General features: G+C 29.1%; 16 protein-coding genes and 1 pseudogene. 8 read left to right on the plus strand and 9 right to left on the minus strand.

The window, feature by feature from the left end:
• Window positions 1-36: 36 nt before the first annotated feature.
• The 6 genes from VIM70_RS21990 to VIM70_RS22015 form a co-directional block, all read right to left on the minus strand.
• Window positions 37-3,234 (minus strand): type I restriction endonuclease subunit R, encoded by a 3,198-nt coding sequence (locus tag VIM70_RS21990; protein WP_331947918.1) that lies wholly within the window; start codon window positions 3,232-3,234, stop codon window positions 37-39.
• 18 nt (window positions 3,235-3,252) lie between these two features.
• On the minus strand, window positions 3,253-4,440 hold the full coding sequence (locus VIM70_RS21995; RefSeq protein ID WP_331947919.1) for a DUF6161 domain-containing protein: 1,188 nt from the start codon (window positions 4,438-4,440) through the stop codon (window positions 3,253-3,255).
• A gap of 176 nt (window positions 4,441-4,616) precedes the next feature.
• Window positions 4,617-6,023, minus strand: a complete 1,407-nt coding sequence (locus VIM70_RS22000) for a KAP family P-loop NTPase fold protein (RefSeq protein ID WP_331947920.1) — start codon at window positions 6,021-6,023, stop codon at window positions 4,617-4,619.
• A gap of 17 nt (window positions 6,024-6,040) precedes the next feature.
• Complete coding sequence (locus VIM70_RS22005) at window positions 6,041-7,339, minus strand: restriction endonuclease subunit S (RefSeq protein ID WP_331947921.1); 1,299 nt, start codon at window positions 7,337-7,339, stop codon at window positions 6,041-6,043.
• 19 nt (window positions 7,340-7,358) lie between these two features.
• On the minus strand, window positions 7,359-7,619 hold the full coding sequence (locus VIM70_RS22010) for a hypothetical protein (protein ID WP_331947922.1): 261 nt from the start codon (window positions 7,617-7,619) through the stop codon (window positions 7,359-7,361).
• Between the two features lie 29 nt (window positions 7,620-7,648).
• Window positions 7,649-9,169, minus strand: coding sequence for a type I restriction-modification system subunit M (locus VIM70_RS22015; RefSeq protein WP_331947923.1), 1,521 nt, complete (start codon window positions 9,167-9,169; stop codon window positions 7,649-7,651).
• A 253-nt stretch (window positions 9,170-9,422) separates the two neighbouring features.
• Here VIM70_RS22015 and VIM70_RS22020 point away from each other — a divergent pair, with 253 nt between their 5' ends.
• The 8 genes from VIM70_RS22020 (at window position 9,423) to VIM70_RS22055 (ending at window position 18,074) form a co-directional block, all read left to right on the plus strand.
• Window positions 9,423-10,550 carry a hypothetical protein gene (locus VIM70_RS22020; protein WP_331947924.1) on the plus strand — a complete coding sequence of 376 codons (1,128 nt, stop codon included), beginning with the start codon at window positions 9,423-9,425 and terminating at the stop codon, window positions 10,548-10,550.
• A gap of 166 nt (window positions 10,551-10,716) precedes the next feature.
• Entirely contained in the window at window positions 10,717-11,118 is a 402-nt protein-coding gene (locus VIM70_RS22025) for a helix-turn-helix transcriptional regulator (RefSeq protein WP_331947925.1), read from the plus strand.
• Between the two features lie 263 nt (window positions 11,119-11,381).
• Complete coding sequence (locus VIM70_RS22030; protein WP_331947926.1) at window positions 11,382-12,128, plus strand: RecB family exonuclease; 747 nt, start codon at window positions 11,382-11,384, stop codon at window positions 12,126-12,128.
• 482 nt (window positions 12,129-12,610) lie between these two features.
• A complete protein-coding gene (locus VIM70_RS22035; RefSeq protein ID WP_331947927.1) occupies window positions 12,611-12,760 on the plus strand; it encodes a hypothetical protein in 150 nt (49 codons plus the stop codon).
• Complete coding sequence (locus VIM70_RS22040; RefSeq protein WP_331947928.1) at window positions 12,744-14,597, plus strand: recombinase family protein; 1,854 nt, start codon at window positions 12,744-12,746, stop codon at window positions 14,595-14,597. Before VIM70_RS22035 ends, VIM70_RS22040 begins: the two co-directional genes overlap by 17 nt.
• Complete coding sequence (locus VIM70_RS22045) at window positions 14,575-16,155, plus strand: recombinase family protein (protein WP_331947986.1); 1,581 nt, start codon at window positions 14,575-14,577, stop codon at window positions 16,153-16,155. Before VIM70_RS22040 ends, VIM70_RS22045 begins: the two co-directional genes overlap by 23 nt.
• 69 nt (window positions 16,156-16,224) lie before the next feature.
• On the plus strand, window positions 16,225-16,401 hold the full coding sequence (locus tag VIM70_RS22050) for a hypothetical protein (RefSeq protein WP_331947929.1): 177 nt from the start codon (window positions 16,225-16,227) through the stop codon (window positions 16,399-16,401).
• Window positions 16,402-16,463: 62 nt separating this feature from the next.
• The gene (locus VIM70_RS22055) at window positions 16,464-18,074 is read left to right on the plus strand and encodes a recombinase family protein (protein ID WP_331947930.1); all 1,611 of its coding nucleotides are present in this window, start codon (window positions 16,464-16,466) and stop codon (window positions 18,072-18,074) included.
• 41 nt (window positions 18,075-18,115) lie between these two features.
• Here VIM70_RS22055 and VIM70_RS22060 read toward each other — a convergent pair.
• From VIM70_RS22060 to VIM70_RS22070, 3 genes and pseudogenes are all read right to left on the minus strand, one after another.
• A pseudogene (locus tag VIM70_RS22060) lies at window positions 18,116-18,508 on the minus strand (sugar phosphate nucleotidyltransferase); the annotation flags it as partial.
• Window positions 18,509-18,550: 42 nt separating this feature from the next.
• Window positions 18,551-20,113: a recombinase family protein gene (locus VIM70_RS22065; protein ID WP_331947931.1), complete on the minus strand. Its 1,563-nt coding sequence runs from the start codon at window positions 20,111-20,113 to the stop codon at window positions 18,551-18,553.
• Complete coding sequence (locus tag VIM70_RS22070) at window positions 20,110-20,292, minus strand: hypothetical protein (protein WP_331947932.1); 183 nt, start codon at window positions 20,290-20,292, stop codon at window positions 20,110-20,112. Before VIM70_RS22070 ends, VIM70_RS22065 begins: the two co-directional genes overlap by 4 nt.
• Between the last annotated feature and the right edge of the window lie 275 nt (window positions 20,293-20,567).

Below are 20,567 nucleotides of genomic sequence, written 5' to 3' on the forward strand. Positions count from 1 at the left end.
TTAACTCTAATTTCTAATTTTATAATGTATTAACTCTTAAATGACTGGAAAATGCTTCTTAGCTAAATTTAATAATGGTTGAACCATCTGCTTTCTTACACCAACTTTAATTTGTTTGAAATAGTTCTTGTTAAGTGTCATAAAAATGGCTCTTTCAACATCTGACGTTTTGGAATTATTAGTAACCCAATCTACAGCATAGTTATCCTTTATAATTTGTGACATATCCTTTGCTATTGCTTTTGATAATTCAATTATATCTTGACTAATATATGTTTCACTTTCCTCGTGAAGCTTATTCCCTTTTCCCTCTTCTAATTCATTTTCCTCTAAAATATATTTTTTTACAACCTCAAAGAAAGCAAATTCCTTTTCATCTAAGCCTAAGCTTTCAGACTGTGATTTTGTACCTTTTTCAACATCTCTTTCAATAAATTCTTCAAGCTTCTTTTTTCTCTCTATCCAATTATTCTTAGTTTCATCAAGTATTTTTTGAAGTTTCTGTAAAAGACTCGTGAAGAATACAGGATTATCATCCATTTTTACACTTATAGCATGTTTTACAGCATGCTCCATTGCTGATGCTTGTGCTTCGTCTGATTTCAAGGTGTTAATTTTACTTTTAAAATCATTTTCAAATAAAGTTATTGGTTCTATCCATTGGAAAACGCCAAGAGATTTTAGATGTTTTTCAATTATTTCTCTTACCTTTTCTCCGCAATCACTTATATCTAATTCCTCTTGTGGACTATATTTTGCTTTAGCCCCTGCCCTAATATATCCAAGCCACTTCACATCATTTATAATATCCGTTCCAACATGTGATGGTAATAACGATTCTACAGCTCCTGAAAAACGTTTATAACCTATTTCAAATTCTGCCCTCTTATCCTGTGGCTCTAACACATTAATAAGTTCATCAAGATTATTTTTATCTTTTCCCTTGAACATATTTATAATGTCTTCTCTATAGGAAAGCATTTCTTTATACAATTCATTCATAGGCTGCATAGGTTGACCTAAGTCTTGCTTATCAAATATAGCTAAAGCTTCCTCTAAATAGTCTGAAACGCCATAATAGTCGACAACATACCCGCACTGCTTTATTATGCTATCTTTTTTAATATTTCCGTCTTCAACTTCACGCGTAATATCTGTGGTGCAAGTTCTGTTTACTCTAGCAATAGCTTGTAATAAATTATGCTCTTTTAGTGGTCTATCAAGATACATGACCTGCTCTATTGGTGCGTCAAAACCAGTTAAAAGCATATCCTTTACAATAATAAAACAAAGCTTGTTTTTTTCTATGGGTTTCTTAAAGTTATCTATAATTTTTTCCTGCTCTGCTTTTGTAGTAAAATGTTCCTTTAAATAAGTTTCTTCATTTAAGTTCCCAGAGAAAATAACCTTACACTCTAATTCTTCCCCTATAATTTCGTTCATATGTTCCTTTATAGCATTATAATATTTAACACATGCCACTCTGCTTACACAAACAATTTGTGCCTTGAATCCATTAGGTAATATATTATCTCTATAATGTTTAAGTATGTCTATTGCGATATCCTTAACCCTATCATCTGCTTCAATTATTGTTTTTTTATTAGCATATTTTTGCTTTATAGCTTCTCTTTCCTCATCACTTTTCTCTTTAAAAGCTTCATTAAATAATTCATCCAGGCTTTCACCTTTAATATGAAGTTCTGGTCTTCTTCCTTCATACACTATCTTAACTGTAGCTCCATCATCCACAGCTTCCTTAATCCCGTACTTATCAATATATCCACCAAAAGTTCTTGGAGTAGATTTATCATCTTTATCTATAGGTGTTCCAGTAAATCCTATAAAAGTGGCATTAGGTAATGCTGTACGCATGTTTGATGCGGTATCCTTATACTGGCTCCTATGTGCTTCATCTGTAAGTACAATTACATTAGACTTTACTGTTAATACATGATAAGGAAGACTAAACTGTTTCTTAACCTTATTCCCATTTTTTATAACTTCTCTTTCCTCAATTTCACTTTCAAATTTTTGAATAGTAGTCGTAATAATCTTTGGTTGAGCATCAGCTAAAAGTTTCTTCATTACTGAAATTTTGCCAGCTCTTTCTGGCGTAGTAATTTTCGATAGAGTTCTTATAAAAGTATTAAATATCTGCTTATCTAAATCGATTCTGTCTGTTACCACTACTATAGTAGCATCAGAAAGCTCTTTAGTTCTCTTTATCTTCCTCGCTAACATTACCATTGTCAAAGACTTTCCTGAACCTTGTGTATGCCAGATAACTCCTCCTCTTGATAAGGAATCCTTTCCACCATTCAACCTACTAATTGCTTTGTTAACTGCTCTAAACTGCTGGTATCTAGCTATTTTTTTAATTGTAATTCCATTATCAGTCTCAAACAATAAAAAGTTCCTCATAACATCAAGAAGATTGTTCTTTTCTAACAATCCCTGGACAAATAAATTCTGTCCATTATCCTCCAAACCTTTAACCTTATCTTTTGCAAAGGGATAAGTATCTTTCCATTCCAAATAATGATTATACTGAGAGCTAATTGTTCCAGCATAAGCATGGTATTTATTCATTATTCCTGTAAAGAAATTCGTGTAAAAAAGCCTTGGATTACCCTCTGAAAAATTATTGTCTCTCTCATTCATATATCTTCTAAGTTGCTTAAAGGCTTCTCTTTTACCTATATTTTCATTCTTTGTTTTTTCTAAGAATGGAGACTTACATTCAAGAACAACAACTGGAATACCATTAACAAATATAACTATATCAGGGTATATTGATTTCCCTAAAGGAGTTTTAACTTCAAACTGACGTGTAACTAGAAATTCGTTATTATCTACATTACCCCAGTCAATAAAATGCACTGTCTGAAGCTTCTTATGACCATCGCCGTATATATCTTGGTCAACTGTATAGTTTAAATCTACAATAGCATCATAAAGCTTTTCATTTATTTCTAAAAGACTTGTCCCCAAATTCTCTGGTCTGCTTAAATACCTTATGGTTTTATTAATATTGCCTTCATCCATCCATGGATTTAATCTTCTCAAAGCTAACTCAAGCCTTTTAGTAAGGATAACTTCTGTTAAAGTATCCCTTTCTCCTTTTTCTGGAATGAGCTCTTTACCATGAATAAAATCATATTTTAAGTTATCTATTAAATACTTTATTGCAGGTAACTCTACCAGTGTTTCCTCATTACCTAACCGTGACATATTCTCACCCCCATGTTGCTATTTCCCCATTAATTTAGTTATCTGATGTATCAATCCATCTGGAATTGAAGGACTTGAATCACCCTTTAACAATCCTGTATCAGCTCTACTAAATAATGATTGAAATACAATGCTTCTTTCTGATTCCGAAACAGTACCCTCATTCAAAAGAGATAGGTATACATATGTAAGTTGATTTCGTTCCTTTGCGTCTCTTGATAAGTGATATGCACTTAAAGATAATTTTACAAAAATTCTTAACATGTATACCCCTATCGATATAATAATAGTTAGTATCAAAGTAGCTCTTAAATCTTCAAACTTAAACTTATTTAGATTTATATTAAGTGAATCAGGTGTTATATATAAAATTATACTCAAAAAAATAATTAGAATTATAGCTGTAACAATCGACCAATTACGCCACATGCTTCCTTTCACTTCATACTCTTCTCTTAGCGTATCCCAATATTCGGCAGGAGCTTTTAACTTTAGGTTTTCTTTATAAGTTTTTTCTAACTCCATTAATTTAGTCTTTTTATCTTCCAAAAAATCAAACGTATTATTTTCAATTTCTACTTTCCATGCTTTAATTCCATCTGAAAATGTATTATACATCTCTTTTATTTCATTATTTTTGTTTAGGTATTCACTATGTAACACACTCATTGACCCAGAATATCGATTTTTCAATTGAATAAAAGTAGAATCTTGTGTCTCTTCAAATCTTTTACATGCAATCTCCGAATCCTTCCAATTAAATGCAAATAAAATACCTTTGAAATATTGTACAGAATTTATATTACTAAAGCTATTTCCTTGAATAAAATCAATTACTCCATTTGCTTGTAAAGAGCTTTCAACATATCTTGCTTTTATTAACTGTCCATAAACACTTATGGAGTATATATTGGGAAATCCAATCATATTAGCTAAATTAATAGCTTTTTCTATGTTTTGCTGAGGATAATTATTCACCGAAAATCCACCTATTGAGTTATCTAAACAATTATTAATCTCAGTAAATCTTGCTCTAATATTTGAGGTTTGACCCTCACTGCAACTATTCCAAAATTCATATTCAATCTTAATAAAATCATAAAATTCTCTTAAAGTAATAAATTTATGTATTATATCTTCGGGAAACAACGTTATTTGAACGTTTTGCTCTTTAAAATAATTTTCAAGTTCATCTGCAATCTCCATATAACCCTCCAAATCCATTTATTAATAAGCCATTATTTAATATTTCTACTATAGAACAATAACTCAGCTTACTTTAATGTTTTATAATATTTCTTATAAATTTAAAATAATTTATTTCGTGTAATTCTAACACCGTTTATTCTTTTCCCAAATAAAATATAATATTGTCACGCTATTTATTTGCCATCAACCATAATAAAATTATCATATAAGTCAACCATTACAAATATATCCTTTCTAATTCTATTGTTATCAAGGGATAATCTAAAATACGCTGCGCCTTTAACTATCCAATCATAAATTTCTAAACATCTAACATCTTTATCACTATATCGCTCAGCTTCTTCTACTTTGCTTGTATTTTCTCTTAATCTTTCTATTTCATTACTATCGTTTAATATCCAAATTAAGTATGCTTTAAAGACACAAGTTTCTCTATCTTCAAGCCAATTAATAATGTTGGCATTATTTTTTTCTAAGTTAGATATAATTTGTCCAATAGATATTTTATTAAACTTCATCTTATTATACAAATTCTTATCAACTCTCTTTATTGCACATAAAATAAGCAACTGATAGGGAAATACACACTTTTTTATATTTGCTTTCAGTATCATATATACTTCAACAACAAATTTCTCTATATCCCTTAATGATAATTTAAAGCCAATAGCTACCTGTATCACTACTTTAGAGAAATCGTTATATTTATATTCAGTTTCCAATACATTGCTAAATTTTCTCTTTTCAAATATTTTATCAAACTCATATTTATTTAATAAATATTTCACATACTGTTCTTTATTACTCTCTTTTAGCTTATATTCTAAATCTATAAATCTGGTTAAATACCCATTGGTGTCTGTTTGTTCTCCATATATAACCTTTACAGCATTTGATAGTGCTTCTTTATCTATTCCTAAAATAAAAATTATGTTATTGCCATTAAAAAAATGCTTTATTCTTTCCAATAAACTTATAGCATAATCTGGTCTACACCTATCTAATTCATCAACGAATATAACAATAGATTTTTTACTTTCTTCAAATTGCTTATCAGCTACTTTCTCCAATTCTCTTTTAAACTTTTTAACAGAATTCTTGTCTTTTTTATAATTGTCGATTTTAGCAGATACCATTTGTGCTAATTCATCATCTGAAACTATGACATCACTGTCAAAGCCAGTCTTTTCTCTAATCATCTTAGAAGCCATTTTAGGTGTTTGTTTAACTATTGCTAACCCAACATCTTTAGCTTTCTCAATAAAACCTCTAATCTTGTTTTCATCATTTATACTTTCTCGTATTTCATCTACAAATGCAATGAATGGCTCTTCTACATAATCATTTTCCCAAGCATTAAAGAATATTGTCTTATATCCTTCATTTATTAAATATTGATTCCACATTTTTAAAAAGGAAGTTTTTCCTGTCCCCCATTGAGAATTTACTGCTAAAACCATTTGATTATCTACAATTTCAAATACTGCTGTAAGATTTTTAACCTCTGGTTCTCTCTGTAACTTATCATTTTTAAATGGATTTTCTATATCAACTTCTAAATTATTATTAAATATCCCCATAAAACTTCTCCTCACCCCTACTGTACTCTGATTTTCCCTGTTAAAAGCTTCTGCATAAGTCCTTCTTTAAGTTCTTGAAGTTTTTGTTTTTTTGATTTATATTGGTCTATTTTTTTATCTATGGACAATAGAATTGATGCAATTTTAACTTGCTCATATAATGGAGGAATTATAATGGGTAAGTTTCTTAACTCATTCAGTCCAATTCTTAATCTTGTTGAGCCTGTGCTATTCGCAATTGCATTAATTCTAAAATACTTAGAATTAATTGAATACTTTATATAATCCACGTTATTTTCACTTTCATCTACAGATATTCTGATACCATCAGAACACATTAAATATCTCTCTTCAATGCAAGGAATCTTACAAGCTCTTGCCACTGGTTCTGCCATTTTTGCAATTATAATATTTCCTGGATATATATTGCAACTTCTTAGTTCATCAGCCTTTTTTTCTGATGTGTAAATAGTAGATTCATTATTAAAATATCCATCTCCTATATTCTGTAATTGTATTACTCTTACTCCTACTTCTGTATAATCACATGACTTTAAATTTGAACCAAAAGGTCCTCCCGTAAAAGAATACCTATCAGATTTGTCAGCTATATCAATCAACCTCTTTATTTTCCATTCTTCTGGCATCATTCCAATCTCCGCATCCTTAAACCTCTCATGCCCAATTCCTTTTGTAAGAAGCCTCTGCATAAGTCCTTTTTTAAGTTCCTTAGTCTTTTCAATAAGTTTATCAGTATTTTCTATTTTTTCATCTAATAAGGATAGGATTAAAGAGATTTTTTGTTGTTCTTCCAGTGGTGGTGTAGTAATCATATATTCTTTTAAAAACTCTGTTGGGACCCTTTTTTGACCTGCTGAACCAGTCATATTAGCCTTCGCCTTTTGAATAAAATTATTTGATGATATTATATAATAAATATATGATGGTACACTTTCGTTCTTTTTTGCTCTTAACACATGAAATTCTGTGCTTCCAAAACCCACTTCATTAATTAATTTAGTTGCTATTACTTTTTTACCATTTTCAAAGCAAGGAGTAATTTTAGCAAGTAAAACGTCATTATTTTTAAACGCTGTATAACCCTTTTTTACCTCACCATATGTCCGTACATTGTTCTTAATAATCCATCCCTGATTTGATACATCCTCCATAGCTATAAAAGATACATCCTTATCATCTTCAATAATTTCTTTTTTAGGATTTATTTCAGATATATCACATAGCCTCTTTATCTCCCACTGAGTAGGTATCTCCCCTAACTCCGTCATCTTATATCCTTTTTTAACTTTACTCACTATTAAGTCACCTCTATCTCTATATAATCTTAATCACTAACCAAATAAGAAAACTGTTAATTAAATAATAAAGTATTTTCCCGCCTATACTTCCAAACCAAATTCCATTTGTTCTACCATAAATAAAAATTCTTCCAACAATTCTGAATGTTATTATTGATACTGGAACCCCAATTACAGCAGATTTAAATTCATTAGTAGCCCATAATATCTTAAATGCCAGTAAAAATCCATTTATTAATGGTTCATAAAACATCTTACTTATATCTGTATTATTCATATACCACTCTAACCCCTACATCCTCAATCCTATTTTATTTCTTCAAATCCCAATTCCTTCAAATACCCATTTAACATTAGTCCTATCTCATTTTCCTTAATGCCTAATTCATTTATTTCATCAATAACTGTTTCAATGTCTACTTCTTCCTCTTCTTCGCTGGTATCTACATATCTGCTGATATTAAGGTTATAATCATTTTCCTTTATAGCTTCCATCTCAACTACATTTGCATACTTTTCTACATCTATATATTCATCAAATGTATTTACTATTTTCTCAATATCTTCATTTCTTAGTTTATTCTTACTTCCATCTTTTGCAAAGTCATTACTTCCATCTATAAATAAAATCTTATTTCTTTTTTGTTCTGTCTTATTCTTATTTATCACAAGTATTGCAGCAGGAATACCAGTACCATAGAACATATTTTGAGGTACTCCAATTATAGCTTCTATTAAATCATCCTTTATAAACCCTTCTCTTATCTTACCTTCTGCACCGCTTCTAAAAAGGACACCATGAGCCACTACAGAAGCCATTTTACCTCTTACATTTAAACTTGCTACCATATGACAAACAAATGCAAGGTCTCCGTATGATTTAGTTGGTATCCCATATGGGAACCTATGAAACTGGTCAGCACTTGCCTCTTCTAAACCCCAGTTGCTTAAAGAAAAAGGAGGATTTGCTAAAACTTTGTCATAGGTCTTCAAAACTCCGCCCTCTGTATGTTTAGGTTCTCTTATCGTATCTCCTTTTTGAATGTCAGCACCCTTTGCTCCATGAAATAACATATTCATCTTACAAATAGCCCAAGTCGAAAGGTTAATTTCCTGTCCAAATAAGGATATATTTTTATAATTCCCACCTTGATTCTTTATATATTGTAATGATTGAATTAACATACCACCTGACCCAGCTGTAGGGTCGTAAATTCTCTCACCTTCTTGTGGTTTTAATACATTTACCATTGTTTTTACAATTTCTGTTGGAGTATAAAATTCTCCACCCTTTTTTCCACCTTCATCTGCAAATTGTTTTATTAAATATTGGTATGCATCACCTAATATATCCTCTGATTCAAGGTTTGAGTTCGCAAGGTTAATCGTATCAAGCACCAATAGAAGTTGCGAAAGCTTCTTGTCAGGAACCCTTTCTTTATCATTATAATTAGCTGTCGTAAGCACTCCAATAAGCTCTGCATTTTTAGGTTCATCTTCTAATGCTTTAAAAGCCTTATCAAGTTCTGGTCCCACATTTAAATTCAAATTCTTCAACTTAGCCCATCTTGCAGTTTCAGGCACATAAAAAGTTTCATATATAGCGCTGTCGTTTAATAGCATCTCTACTTCTTCCGCAACCATACCCTGCTCAATAAACTCTTTATTCCTTATTTCTCTTTCTTCATCAAACTCATCGTTTAATCTCTTTAAAAATAATAATCCAAATATATAGTCCTTATATTCAGCAGCTGATAATTCGCCTCTTAGAATATCTGCACACGACCACAATATTCCCTCTAAATTTTGTAATGTCAGTTTCTCCATAATTCTCTCTCCTCATCAATCTATATCCTTTATTTCAGTATATTTATTTTAATAATCTATACATTTTAGTTTACCACATTTTTGAATTTTTTTGGCTATTAAGAAGTGAATTTAGAAATCTTATATCAAATACTATTATTAAAGTTATTGACTATAAATAAAATATAAATTTCAACATTATATTTAAATGTTGTAATAATTTTAGCATTTGAACTTATATAATAATATAGTAATACTTAGGAAAGAGGTTTATATGTCTGATGTAAAAACAGTATTTTTAAAAATTGAAGAATTAAGGAAATTTTGTGAAGAAAACGACCTAGTTGTTAAAGTTAAAAATGCTCCAAATGTTACTGAAGCAAAGGAACTAATTAAAAAAGAACTTCCTACAGGAAAAGATGTTAAGATTGAAGTAGTTAGAAACTACAGGAGAGAGCTAAAAAAAACGACTCTTCTTGATACAAAAGAACAAATTGAAATAAAAGAATGTAAAAAGTTTTGTGAAGATAATAAACTCGTAGATAAAGTTAAAAAAGCAATAAATGATAATGAAGCATTTGAACTAATTAAAAAAGCACTACCAGAAGGAAAAAATTTTAGTCTAGCAACTGTCAAAGCTTATAGAGCAATACTTAAAAATATTGAACTAAAAATATTCCAAAAGTTTTGTGAAAAAAATGAATTAAACGATAAAATTAAAAATGCAAATAATGATAATGAGGCATGGAACCTTGTAAAAATACTACCTGAAGGAAAAGATTTTAGTCTTGACATTGTAACTGCATATAGGGAATACCTTAATAAATATATTCAACTGGATGAATTGAAAAAAATTGATGTAGAAAAAAATATATTAGATAATATTAAGAACGCTAGCAATGATAATAAAGCATTAAAACTCATCAAAAAATTATTACCTGAAGGAAAGGATGTTGAAATTGATACTGTAATAGCCTACAGAAAATTTATTAAGGAAACGTATGTAGGTTTAGCACAAGGAGAAAAAACCGTATATTCAACCACTGAAAAGCAATCAAAAGAAATAGATAATTTAAAAGCTAAAAATAAAAACCTTAATGATGAAAATGACTCATTAAAGAATCAAAATGAATTATTAAAACAACAGGTGAAAGCATTAAATAACCAAAGAGAGATAAAAAATGATTTTACATCTAAAATTCCAAGTCTAAATGATATTGCGAGCAGTGAAGATAAAACTAGCGTTTTTATAAATAAAGATATTCTAGTTAAAGCCACTAAATATGTTGATTCCCATAGTCTTGTAAAGCTTGAGAACATAATTATAAATGGTCATGATTTAAATTCTGCAATAGTTCAAAGTGTATTACTTGAATTTATACTTCAAAATTCACTATTATAATTTTTATTTTTTTTTGCTTTAGATGATAATAATAATGCATGAAAATATTCTTGTAAAATTTCAATTTAAATATTTATTTAATATATTTTTACAATAAAAGGTATTTTATATTTTATGTAGAATAAATAAAGTAACATATTTGATATTGGGGATGAGGGGATTACAAATGGATAATTTAATTATTAGAATAGGTAAATTAGTAAAAGAAAAGCGTCTTGAAAAAAATTTCTCTACACAGTTGTTAGCAGAAGAACTTGATGTATCTGTTGGTCTAATTAACAATATTGAAAATGGAAAGACCGATACTTTTAATGTAGTTTTAATGGATAAGTTATGTTCAACCTTAGGTATAGATACAATATCTTTGTTTGCTAATAAAGTTGATGATGTCTTAGACCTCCTTAATATATCTAGCGATGTACCTTTAGAATTATCAGTATATTCTAATAAACTCATACACGAATATGCTACAGCAGCTATTGAGCTAAACTTTAATTCTAGTAAATTAGAGACTTTATTAAATAAGCTTATATACGAAATTAAATTTGTGGTAGATATTGAAAAATAATATTTAAATCTAAATATAAGAAAATATTAATGCTGGATTTTATAGAGCTTACTTTTGCATAGTAAGCTCTTATTTCATTTTTTGTGAAAATCATAATTAAACATGCAATAAATATTAATACATTCTAAATACATGAAAATCTATCTACAATTTACTTTTAATTAGTAGACAAGTATTATTATTCATTATGATGAATAAATTCATTATAATGGGTAATACTTATAATTATAGATATGAAAAATTAAACTTTGGAGGTGAGAAATATGCAAAATAAAACTTTATTTATTAGCAATACAAGTATTAATATGTTTAAAAATTGCAAGAAAAAATTTAAGTATAAATACATTGATAAAATTAATATTACCCCAATAAAATCTCATTATTTAAGTTTTGGAACTTCACTTCATAATACCTTAGCAGAGCTTAATAAACTTAATATAGAACTACAGACCTATGAAAGCTCCATTCCTATTTTAGAAAAACATTGGATTTCAGAGGGATATGAATCTGATGAAGATGAACTTAGTTATTTTTTACAAGCCAAGGAAATGCTTGAAAATTACTGTGCTGACAGAAAAGATTTAGGTAGAATTATTTTTAGTGAAGAGATGATAAAACATTATTTAAGCAAGAATTTAACACTATGCGGTAAAATCGATAAAGTTTATGTTAATGAAAATGAAAAAATAGAAATTCTAGATTTTAAAACTGGTAATTCTTTTATCCCTTTCATAGACCTTCGTGAAGATATACAGCTTCCTATATATCTATTACTATTAAAATATAAGTTAGGTGTTTTTCCGTCTATTATTAGTTATTACTATATAAGCATTAATCAAAAGGTCTCGCTCGAAGTTACAAAAGAAGTTATAGATTATAGTTTATTACAGCTCAAAAATATTATTTCAGAAATCAATCTAGAAACTCAATATCCATTTACCCCTACCACTCGTTGTAATAGATTCTGCGAGTATTTCACATCATGTGAATTCTATAAAGGTATTACTTAAAAGCACCTTCAAATATTTAGCGCATTTCTAAATGGTTTTTTGAGTTTTATAGTTTCTCAAAACGCGCATTTCGGTTATAAAAAATTAATAATCAATATCATATATAGCTTTTATATGATTTTTATATAATAACCTATTACCCTATAAGCGTATGGTTTTTAAGATATAAATAAAATAATTTATATTAATAATCAATTACGAAATAATTCCCTTTAAACGTTTGTATAATAAACTATACACACTTTTAGATTGGAGAAACAAAACATCGATGAATAATGCCATATTATTCATCGGCTAGACACAAAAAAATAAAAATTTGTATCCTATATAGACTTTATATATTATTTATATAACTTTTATTTAGGATTTATATAGAACCTATATAAATTATATATAAAAATAAAAAATTAAGTATTTTTTGATATGACTATGATATCAAATTATATACGATGATATTAAAAATGAAAGGTGAATTAAAATACATGAAGAAAACCAATGAAGAATCATTAAAAGTAACTATAAAATATTCTGAAAGTGCTGATAGTTGGAATAATTTTATTAATTTCCTTATATCCTTTATGATAGATATCAATATTGTAGGTGAAATTAGCAAAAATGACGAAAACAATTAATAGCAACAATAAATTATTAAAAGACCCTAAAAACTATGTGGCAGTTTATGCTAGAACATCCTCAACAGTAGAGAATAACTCTATAGCCGCACAAATTAGTGAAGGAAAACGAGTTATTAACAATAAAAATTTACTCCTTTATGCGGTGTACGTTGACCAAGTTTCAGGATTTAACACTTCCCCACCTGATAGAGTTGGCTTTGGCAAACTTTTAGAAGATGCGAAATCAGGATGTTTTTCAACTCTGGTGGCTTATAGGCATGACCGAATTGCGAGGAACTTAAACGACTGGGTCAATCTTAAAAATCAACTTAGAAAATTAAAAATTGAAATCATCTTTTCAGATGATAATGAGTATGCTTCTGATAATTCCGTACAGGGAGAATTTCTAGAAAACTTAATCGTAATGGTAGGAGAACTAGAGCCTAATACCATTAAGGAAAGAACCAGCGCTGGAAGATTACAAAGAAGAACTGAAGGTGCTTACAGCTCAGGTGGTCATTGCCCCTTTGGATACAATAAAATTGCTAATGATAAACTAACATCTAAAGGCAAATCCTATTACGAAGTTGACCCTTTAGCCGCAATTTTTGTACAACGCATCTTCTGTGAAGCGAAAGATGTGCTTGGTAAAAAAAAATTTACGATAGAAGATATTAAAAGAAGCCTACAAGACTATATAGACAATCTGCCAACATCAACTGTTGACTCTCTTTCTGAAGTGCTCATACCGTATGCACATGATACTCAAGAAAGACTAATTAATTCTCACGAAAAAGAGGATATTTTTAAAAATTTTAATGAAATTTTGAATAATCACTTTAAAAAAACTAATCTGTTAGAAATTAAAAAAGACCTTATAAGAATTAAAGCCCACATAATCAAACCAGGCAATATAAACTCTTTACTAAGAAATTCAACATATGGTGGTTATATGCTAAAGAATACTAAGGAAAATGAAGAAGAAGGAGAAGAAGAAGAAGGAAAAAAAGAAAAGGAAGAAAGCATTATCATTGAAGATAAAATTCCAAGGTTAAACAAAGCTGCTTTCATAAAACTTAATAATGTTGATTCCATTGTTGATGAAGATACCTTTGCAAAAGTTTATAGCTATATACGTATGCCTGATGTTTTAAAAGAAAAGGAACCCAATTATTTATTCAAAGGCAAATTAAAATGCGGCAATAGTAACTGCAAAACCATTCTTCGTTTTACTAATGGTTTACTTCAATGTAATTGTAAATCCTATGCTAAAAACAGTGTAATTGAAGCTTTACTAGACATTATTATTGATGATGCATTTGGAAATAGCAAAAACGGATTTAATAATTTTCGTACCACTATCGAAGGAAAACTTGACGCCCTTAGACTCGCCCTTCAAAAGCTTAGAAATATAAAAATATGTCAACTACAAAACTACTTAGAGGAAAAGAATAAAAGATGTATTAGAGATGTCCAAGAAAATCAGAAAGAAATAAATACTTTGCTTCAAAAAATTGCGACCTATGCAAACGAGCTTAGCTACATTAATAGACTCCAACAAGTTATTGAATGTTACAATAATTCAAGTTTTAAAAATGAAAAATCCGATTCTGATATTTTGAAAATAAAAACATCAATTATTGCTTATATTGAATCTAATCAGGATATTTTTAACCCGATTTTCAATAAATTAATTAAGGAAATAAAGGTGAGTACTTTTGAGCGAAAAAACAACATTAAATGTAGGTTCAAAATTAACTACGAATTCGAATATAAAAAACCAAAAGATAAAAAATCAAAAGGTAAAAAATCAAAAGATAAAAAACATAGCGATATATCTACGAGTATCCACTGACAAACAAGATAAAAACACCTCAAAAGAAACTCAAATGAAGACAATTGATAGGTATATTGAAGACCATAAAATCATTGATACTAAAAAGTATATCTATGAGGACAAATATTCAGCCTCAAGAATGCCGAAAGGCTCAAGTATAGATGATGATAAACCATTTACAAGAAGAGGATTAAATGAATTAATTAATGATGCAAAACTAAATAAATTTAATACAGTTATGGTATTTAATCATGATAGACTTACCAGAAACGTTCAAGAATCTCTACTTTTGAAATTCATCTTTAATAAACTAAGTATAAATGTGATTTACTGTAAACCTGGTGAAAATGTCGATACAGAAAGCAAAAAGATGAACACATTCTTTGAAAATTTGTTAAATAATCTATCTGCTCTTGAATCTAATATAATAGGTTCAAGAACCAGACTAGGTAATGAATACAATATAAGAAAAGGTTTTTGGGCTGGTGGTCCACCTCCATACGGATATAAGTTAAGCCATATACAACCTGGCAGCAGAAAAAGTGTTCTTAAAATCTGCTATCCTGAAGCTAGAGTTGTAATAAAAATATTTGATTTATATCTAAAAGGGCTTTCTCCCACTAAAATAGCTGAATATATTAAAAGCAACTACCCAAATAATAAAGATAGAAAGTGGACTAAGAACTCCATCATATCTATAGTAAAAAACAAAGATTACACTGGTATAATGGAGTGGAATAAAAAAGGTGGAGTTCGATGTCCTACTAAACGCAAGGAAACCCAATTTATTACTTCAGATATATACAAGGAAAATATAATTATTAAAGATGAGTTATGGGAGCAGGTTAAAAATATTAAAGCTATACAAAAAAAGCATCCTAAACTCTTCTCCTCGCCATTTCTTTTAAATGGATACCTTGTATGTGGAATATGTGGAAAAGTAATGATGGCTAAAAATAATGGTGTCAACAAAAAGAGAGTTTATTACTGCATAAAGGAAAAAAACAAATGGGAAACCTGTATAAATTCCGAATCAATAGAGACTATTGTTATCGAAAAGCTTGGAGAACATCTAACTTACATTCTTAGTAATGATGCTAAATTCAATTCATTTTATGAAAAGTATAACTTGAATTTCAACTCTAAAAAAAGTATATATCAAAAGGCTATTGCCGAACTTCAATTACAAATCAATAAAAATAATAATTATTTAGTAGATTGTAAATCTGAAATAAATATGCTGGAAGACGAATTAAATCGTAGCGGCGAAGATTTAAATAATACTAACTCAGATTTTATAGACTCTTTAAAAGAATTACACTCCTATCTTGTTATTAATGGAAATATAATAGAAGATAAGAAACAAGAACTAAATAGTAAAGTTACTGCAACTATCTTGAGTAAAGATACCATAAAAGAATTTATTCTACAAAAGAAAAACCTACTAGCTACTATAGAAAATAACATTATAGATAAAGAATTATATAGAAGAAGTCTATGTCTTTTGTTATACGACCTAATAGATAAAATAGTGCTTTCAGAAGACGCTAAAAATATAGAAATAATATTAAAATAACTTGTACTAATTTTTTACCCTCAAGATGAATATACTTTAACATAGCAATATTTATCTTGGAGAGATTAAATGCCTAATCAATATAGTAAAATAGAACTTACATTAGAGTTAAAAATGCCTAAGGATATTACACTTCTTAAAAAGCAATATACAAAAGCGCTCTTTGAATTTCTGAAAGATAAATTTCCACAAAATTCTGAGTTTACAAATGATTTAATCAAAACAGTTAAAGAAGAGCTAACGTAAAAAGAAGGCATAATAATTTAAAATTATTGTGTCCAGAAAATAAATACAGGAGGGGTAGTGTTTTGACAGTTGCAGCTATATATGCTCGAAAAAGTAAGTTCACCGATACTGGTGATTCTATTACAAATCAAACTAATTTATGTAAGCGCTACCTAGAAACCTTAAATATAACGGAATTTCAAATATATCAGGATGAGGGCTTCTCAGGCAAAAATATGGATAGACCTGGTTTCTCAAAAATGTACGAAGATGCTAAGCAAAAGAAATTTAATGTTCTCATTTGTTATAAGCTTGATAGAATTTCAAGAAGCGTTGCCGATTTTAGTAACCTTGCAAAAGAACTTGAAAAGCTCAATATCTCTTTTGTATCTGTTAATGAACAATTTGATACTTCAACCGCTATGGGAAGAGCTATGATGTACATTTGTTCTGTATTCGGACAATTAGAACGTGAGACTATCTCCATAAGAATTAGAGATAACATGTACGCTTTAGCCGAAAATGGTAATTGGTTAGGCGGTGAGGTAGCAACTGGTTTTGAAAGTGAGAGGTTAACTTACTTAGATACCAATGGTAAAGAAAAAACGTACTGTGTTTTAAAACCCATAGAAGATGAAATTGAATTAGTAAATCTTGCATTTACTAAGTATTTAGAATTGAAAAGCCTAAGCAAAGTTCAAAAATACATGCTTTCAAATTATATAAAAACAAAAAACGGTAAAGATTGGTCTAGAAACGGTTTAAGAAGTATTTTAACAAATCCTGTATATGTAAGAGTTGATGAGAATGTATTAAACTATTATAAAGCACAAGATATTAATGTATTTGGCAAAGTGGATAATGTACATGGAATTCTTATATATAGTAAGCGTAGTGGCAAATCTGGAAAAAACAAAGACCCAAAAGAATGGATATATGCCATATCTTCACATGAAGGGATAATAGATTCTAATAATTGGCTTAGGGTCCAAAAACAAATAAGCATAAATAAAGATAAAGCCCCTGCACTGGGAAGCAGTTCAGTTGCGCTTTTAAGTGGCTTAATACGATGTTCTAAGTGTGGAAGTTATATGCGTGTGGCGTATGGCAAACAGTATGCAGATAGTAATATTAAAAAATTCTACTATGTTTGCAGCCTTAAAAATGATTCAGGTAAAACCCGTTGTAATAACAGAAATGTTAACGGTATTGACCTTGATACTATGATTATTAATAAACTAAGAGATATGTCTGTTGATAAAGGTACCCTAATAAATGAATTGCAAAAATATAAAGCAGAACTTGAAAATTCTACAGAAAATACAGAGTTTAAAAATATATTGCACGGTATTAAACAAAATAACGCTATGCTAGAAAACCTATTACACAATGTCTCTATGACAACAGAAAAGGAAATGGTAGAGTTGCTTTTTGAGCGTATTAGTTCTCTCAAAGAGAATAACAAAGTCTTTGATAAAAGGCTACTAAATCTTAAGGAAGAGACAGAATCGCAATCAACCACTATTCACAGCTGTGATGCTTTTATGAAGCTAATTAGGAATTTTTCTATGGCTACCGATATTGCTACAGTAAAAGAGAAAAGATTGCTGCTTTCATCCATTCTAGAGAGGGTATTTGTAGATGGAGATAGTGGAAAAGTGACAATAAAATTTTGGGGAGTAGATGACTTATGACACCGTCTAAATCTACTCCCAATATTGGCACTTCTGCGTCACAGTTTTGTGAAGAGAACATCTGCTCTCCATACAAACATTCCACTATTCCAAAGGAAGTTTCCTTTTAAAAGCAAATCTTTGGCTACTTCAGTGTTAGGTTTTTCTAAAAATCGTTCTACCCTGAATGTTGGCATATCGCCGTACACCCTATCCCCCATTTCTATATAACCATAACCGGTTTCTGGTCTTGTGGGCTGTACCCCAATGGTTACTAGCCCTCTTTTCTTATTTGCAATTTCAACCCCTTGCAGCACAGTTTCTTTAAACTCCTTTTCATTCTCTATATAATGATCAGAAGGTAATACTATCATAGTTGCTTCCTTGTCTTGCTTTAATAGTTTGGCAGCAGATAGACCAATACATGTAGCAGTCCCTTTATTAACCTCATTGGTTCTTAAACAAATGCTACCTCATTAAATAATCGCCTTTGGAACTTAAATATGGAATTTATAAAATATATCAATACTCTTTTCTTTACTTTCTTTATCTTCTGAAATAATGATTTTTTCTATCAAATTTTCTACCATATTTCTATCTAAGTTTTGAAAGCTCAAAATTTTATCAATTTCACTTTTATAGAATTTATCCTTATCATTATAATTCTCATCCATCTCGTTATATGAAGGGATTTCATTTTTTCGGCTAATTAACTCCTGTTGTTTTGTTTCAATAGTGCTAGAAATGACTTCAAAATTTCTTTCACTTACTTTTTTATTGAACTTATCTAAATATAACCCTTCAAATTGTCTATCCAGCTTTCTTAATTCTCTTTCTATGTTTATTAATTTATTATCTTTGTTTCCTTTTTTATTAACAGACTTATCTATTTTATTATAAATATCTAAGGTGTTAAATTTTGTTATAGCGCAATTCGATAAATCCGTAATTATAATTTTCTTCAATTCTTCCTCCTTAAGCGAGTGTGATGTGCACCTTCCTCCACCCATTTGACTGTTAGTACATTTATATCCTTTGTAACTTTTTCTAAATGACATACTTCCTCCACATTCGCTACATTTTAATACTGATGAGAAAATATATATATTTTGATCTTTGTATCTGTAACTTTTAGCCCTCTTAATTATAAGGTTTTGCACTTCATCAAATGTTTTTTTTGATACTATACCTTTAAATTCTCCTCCATATATCCATTCATCTTTTAAAGTTTTTTTTACTTTTTTTATTTTATAGCTAACTTTTTTCCATCTTCCTTGAACCATAACGCCACCATATTTGGGATTATTTAAAATTGATTTAATTGTATTATTAGTCCATAACCCAAATTTAGAAAAAGCGAAATTATTTAATTTTGCTGAAGGTGGTTCTATTCCTTTTAAATTTAAATGTGTTGCTATTTTTCCAAACCCGTATCCTTTAATGTACAACTTAAATATTTCTTTCACAATCTCAGTTGTTTCATCATCTGTAGCTACTAACCTTATTGTTTTTACATTACCCTCATACTCTTCTTCAAATCTATATCCATAAGGTGGTTTACTTGCAATTGATGACCCTCTTATCATTCTTTGCTTTAATCCATCCCTGGATCTTCTTGAACAGTCTTTAATGTACATTTCATTTAGTATGTTCTTAAAAGGTATGATATCATTTATTTCCTCTAATGTGTCTACATTATCAAAGACTGATATAAAACGAACTCCATTTACTTTAAAATACTCTTCTAAATAATATCCTGCTGTTATATAATTTCTGGAGAATCTTGAAAGATCACGAGTAACAATCATGTTTATTATGCCTTTATCAATATCTTCCTTCATTTTGATAAAACTTTTTCTTTCAAAATTAGAGCCAGAAAATCCCGCATCTTCATATACCTCTATAAGATTATATATAGACTCTTTATCTGCTTCACTTTTTTCAAGTAACCATTTTTTTAAACTTTGTACCTGTGCAGGCATTGACTCTTGCTGCTCCTTCTTATCTGTTGAAACTCTTGCATACAATGCTACATTCCATGTTTTTCTTAAACAATTCATACCTTACTTTCCTCATTATTAATTACTGTTGAATTAATGTCTATTTTGTAATATATTTTATTATCCTTCTCTTCGCTAGGTTTGGAGTTTGAAATCTTCATTAATACTAACCTCTCCATTATAGTTTTTAAATTGTTATTCCCGTAATGCTTATTTATTTTTAAAGTAATTTTTGTCACCACAAACCCTCCACTAAGTACTTCACTCTAATATATGCTATAAAAATAATAGTCATGTTTATTAAAGGTTATAATGCTTTTGCTAGTATTTTAATGATTCCTTTTTGATTATCTCTCAATTCGACATTTATTTCACAGTATTGTTAATTTAATCATAAACAATATGAACAATATTGCTTCTATGCTTAATCGAATATTTACTTTTATATACTTTATTGCTATAATTTCAATATAAACATTTTACAAATAATAACTTAATATGCTAGTTTGATAAT

It is taken from the genome of Clostridium sp. (assembly GCF_036569345.1).
Taxonomy (GTDB): Bacteria; Bacillota; Clostridia; order Clostridiales; family Clostridiaceae; genus Clostridium_AD.

Bases quoted from the DNA above. Each gene is read 5' to 3' on its own strand.
- VIM70_RS22010 (WP_331947922.1), bottom strand. From the start codon at position 7,619: ATGAATAATACAGATATAAGTAAGATGTTTTATGAACCATTAATAAAT.
- VIM70_RS22000 (WP_331947920.1), bottom strand. From the start codon at position 6,023: ATGGGGATATTTAATAATAATTTAGAAGTTGATATAGAAAATCCATTT.
- VIM70_RS22030 (WP_331947926.1), top strand. From the start codon at position 11,382: ATGCAAAATAAAACTTTATTTATTAGCAATACAAGTATTAATATGTTT.
- VIM70_RS21990 (WP_331947918.1), bottom strand. From the start codon at position 3,234: ATGTCACGGTTAGGTAATGAGGAAACACTGGTAGAGTTACCTGCAATA.
- VIM70_RS22015 (WP_331947923.1), bottom strand. From the start codon at position 9,169: ATGGAGAAACTGACATTACAAAATTTAGAGGGAATATTGTGGTCGTGT.
- VIM70_RS22065 (WP_331947931.1), bottom strand. From the start codon at position 20,113: ATGAATTGTTTAAGAAAAACATGGAATGTAGCATTGTATGCAAGAGTT.
- VIM70_RS22035 (WP_331947927.1), top strand. From the start codon at position 12,611: ATGAAGAAAACCAATGAAGAATCATTAAAAGTAACTATAAAATATTCT.
- VIM70_RS22020 (WP_331947924.1), top strand. From the start codon at position 9,423: ATGTCTGATGTAAAAACAGTATTTTTAAAAATTGAAGAATTAAGGAAA.
- VIM70_RS22025 (WP_331947925.1), top strand. From the start codon at position 10,717: ATGGATAATTTAATTATTAGAATAGGTAAATTAGTAAAAGAAAAGCGT.
- VIM70_RS21995 (WP_331947919.1), bottom strand. From the start codon at position 4,440: ATGGAGATTGCAGATGAACTTGAAAATTATTTTAAAGAGCAAAACGTT.
- VIM70_RS22050 (WP_331947929.1), top strand. From the start codon at position 16,225: ATGCCTAATCAATATAGTAAAATAGAACTTACATTAGAGTTAAAAATG.
- VIM70_RS22040 (WP_331947928.1), top strand. From the start codon at position 12,744: ATGACGAAAACAATTAATAGCAACAATAAATTATTAAAAGACCCTAAA.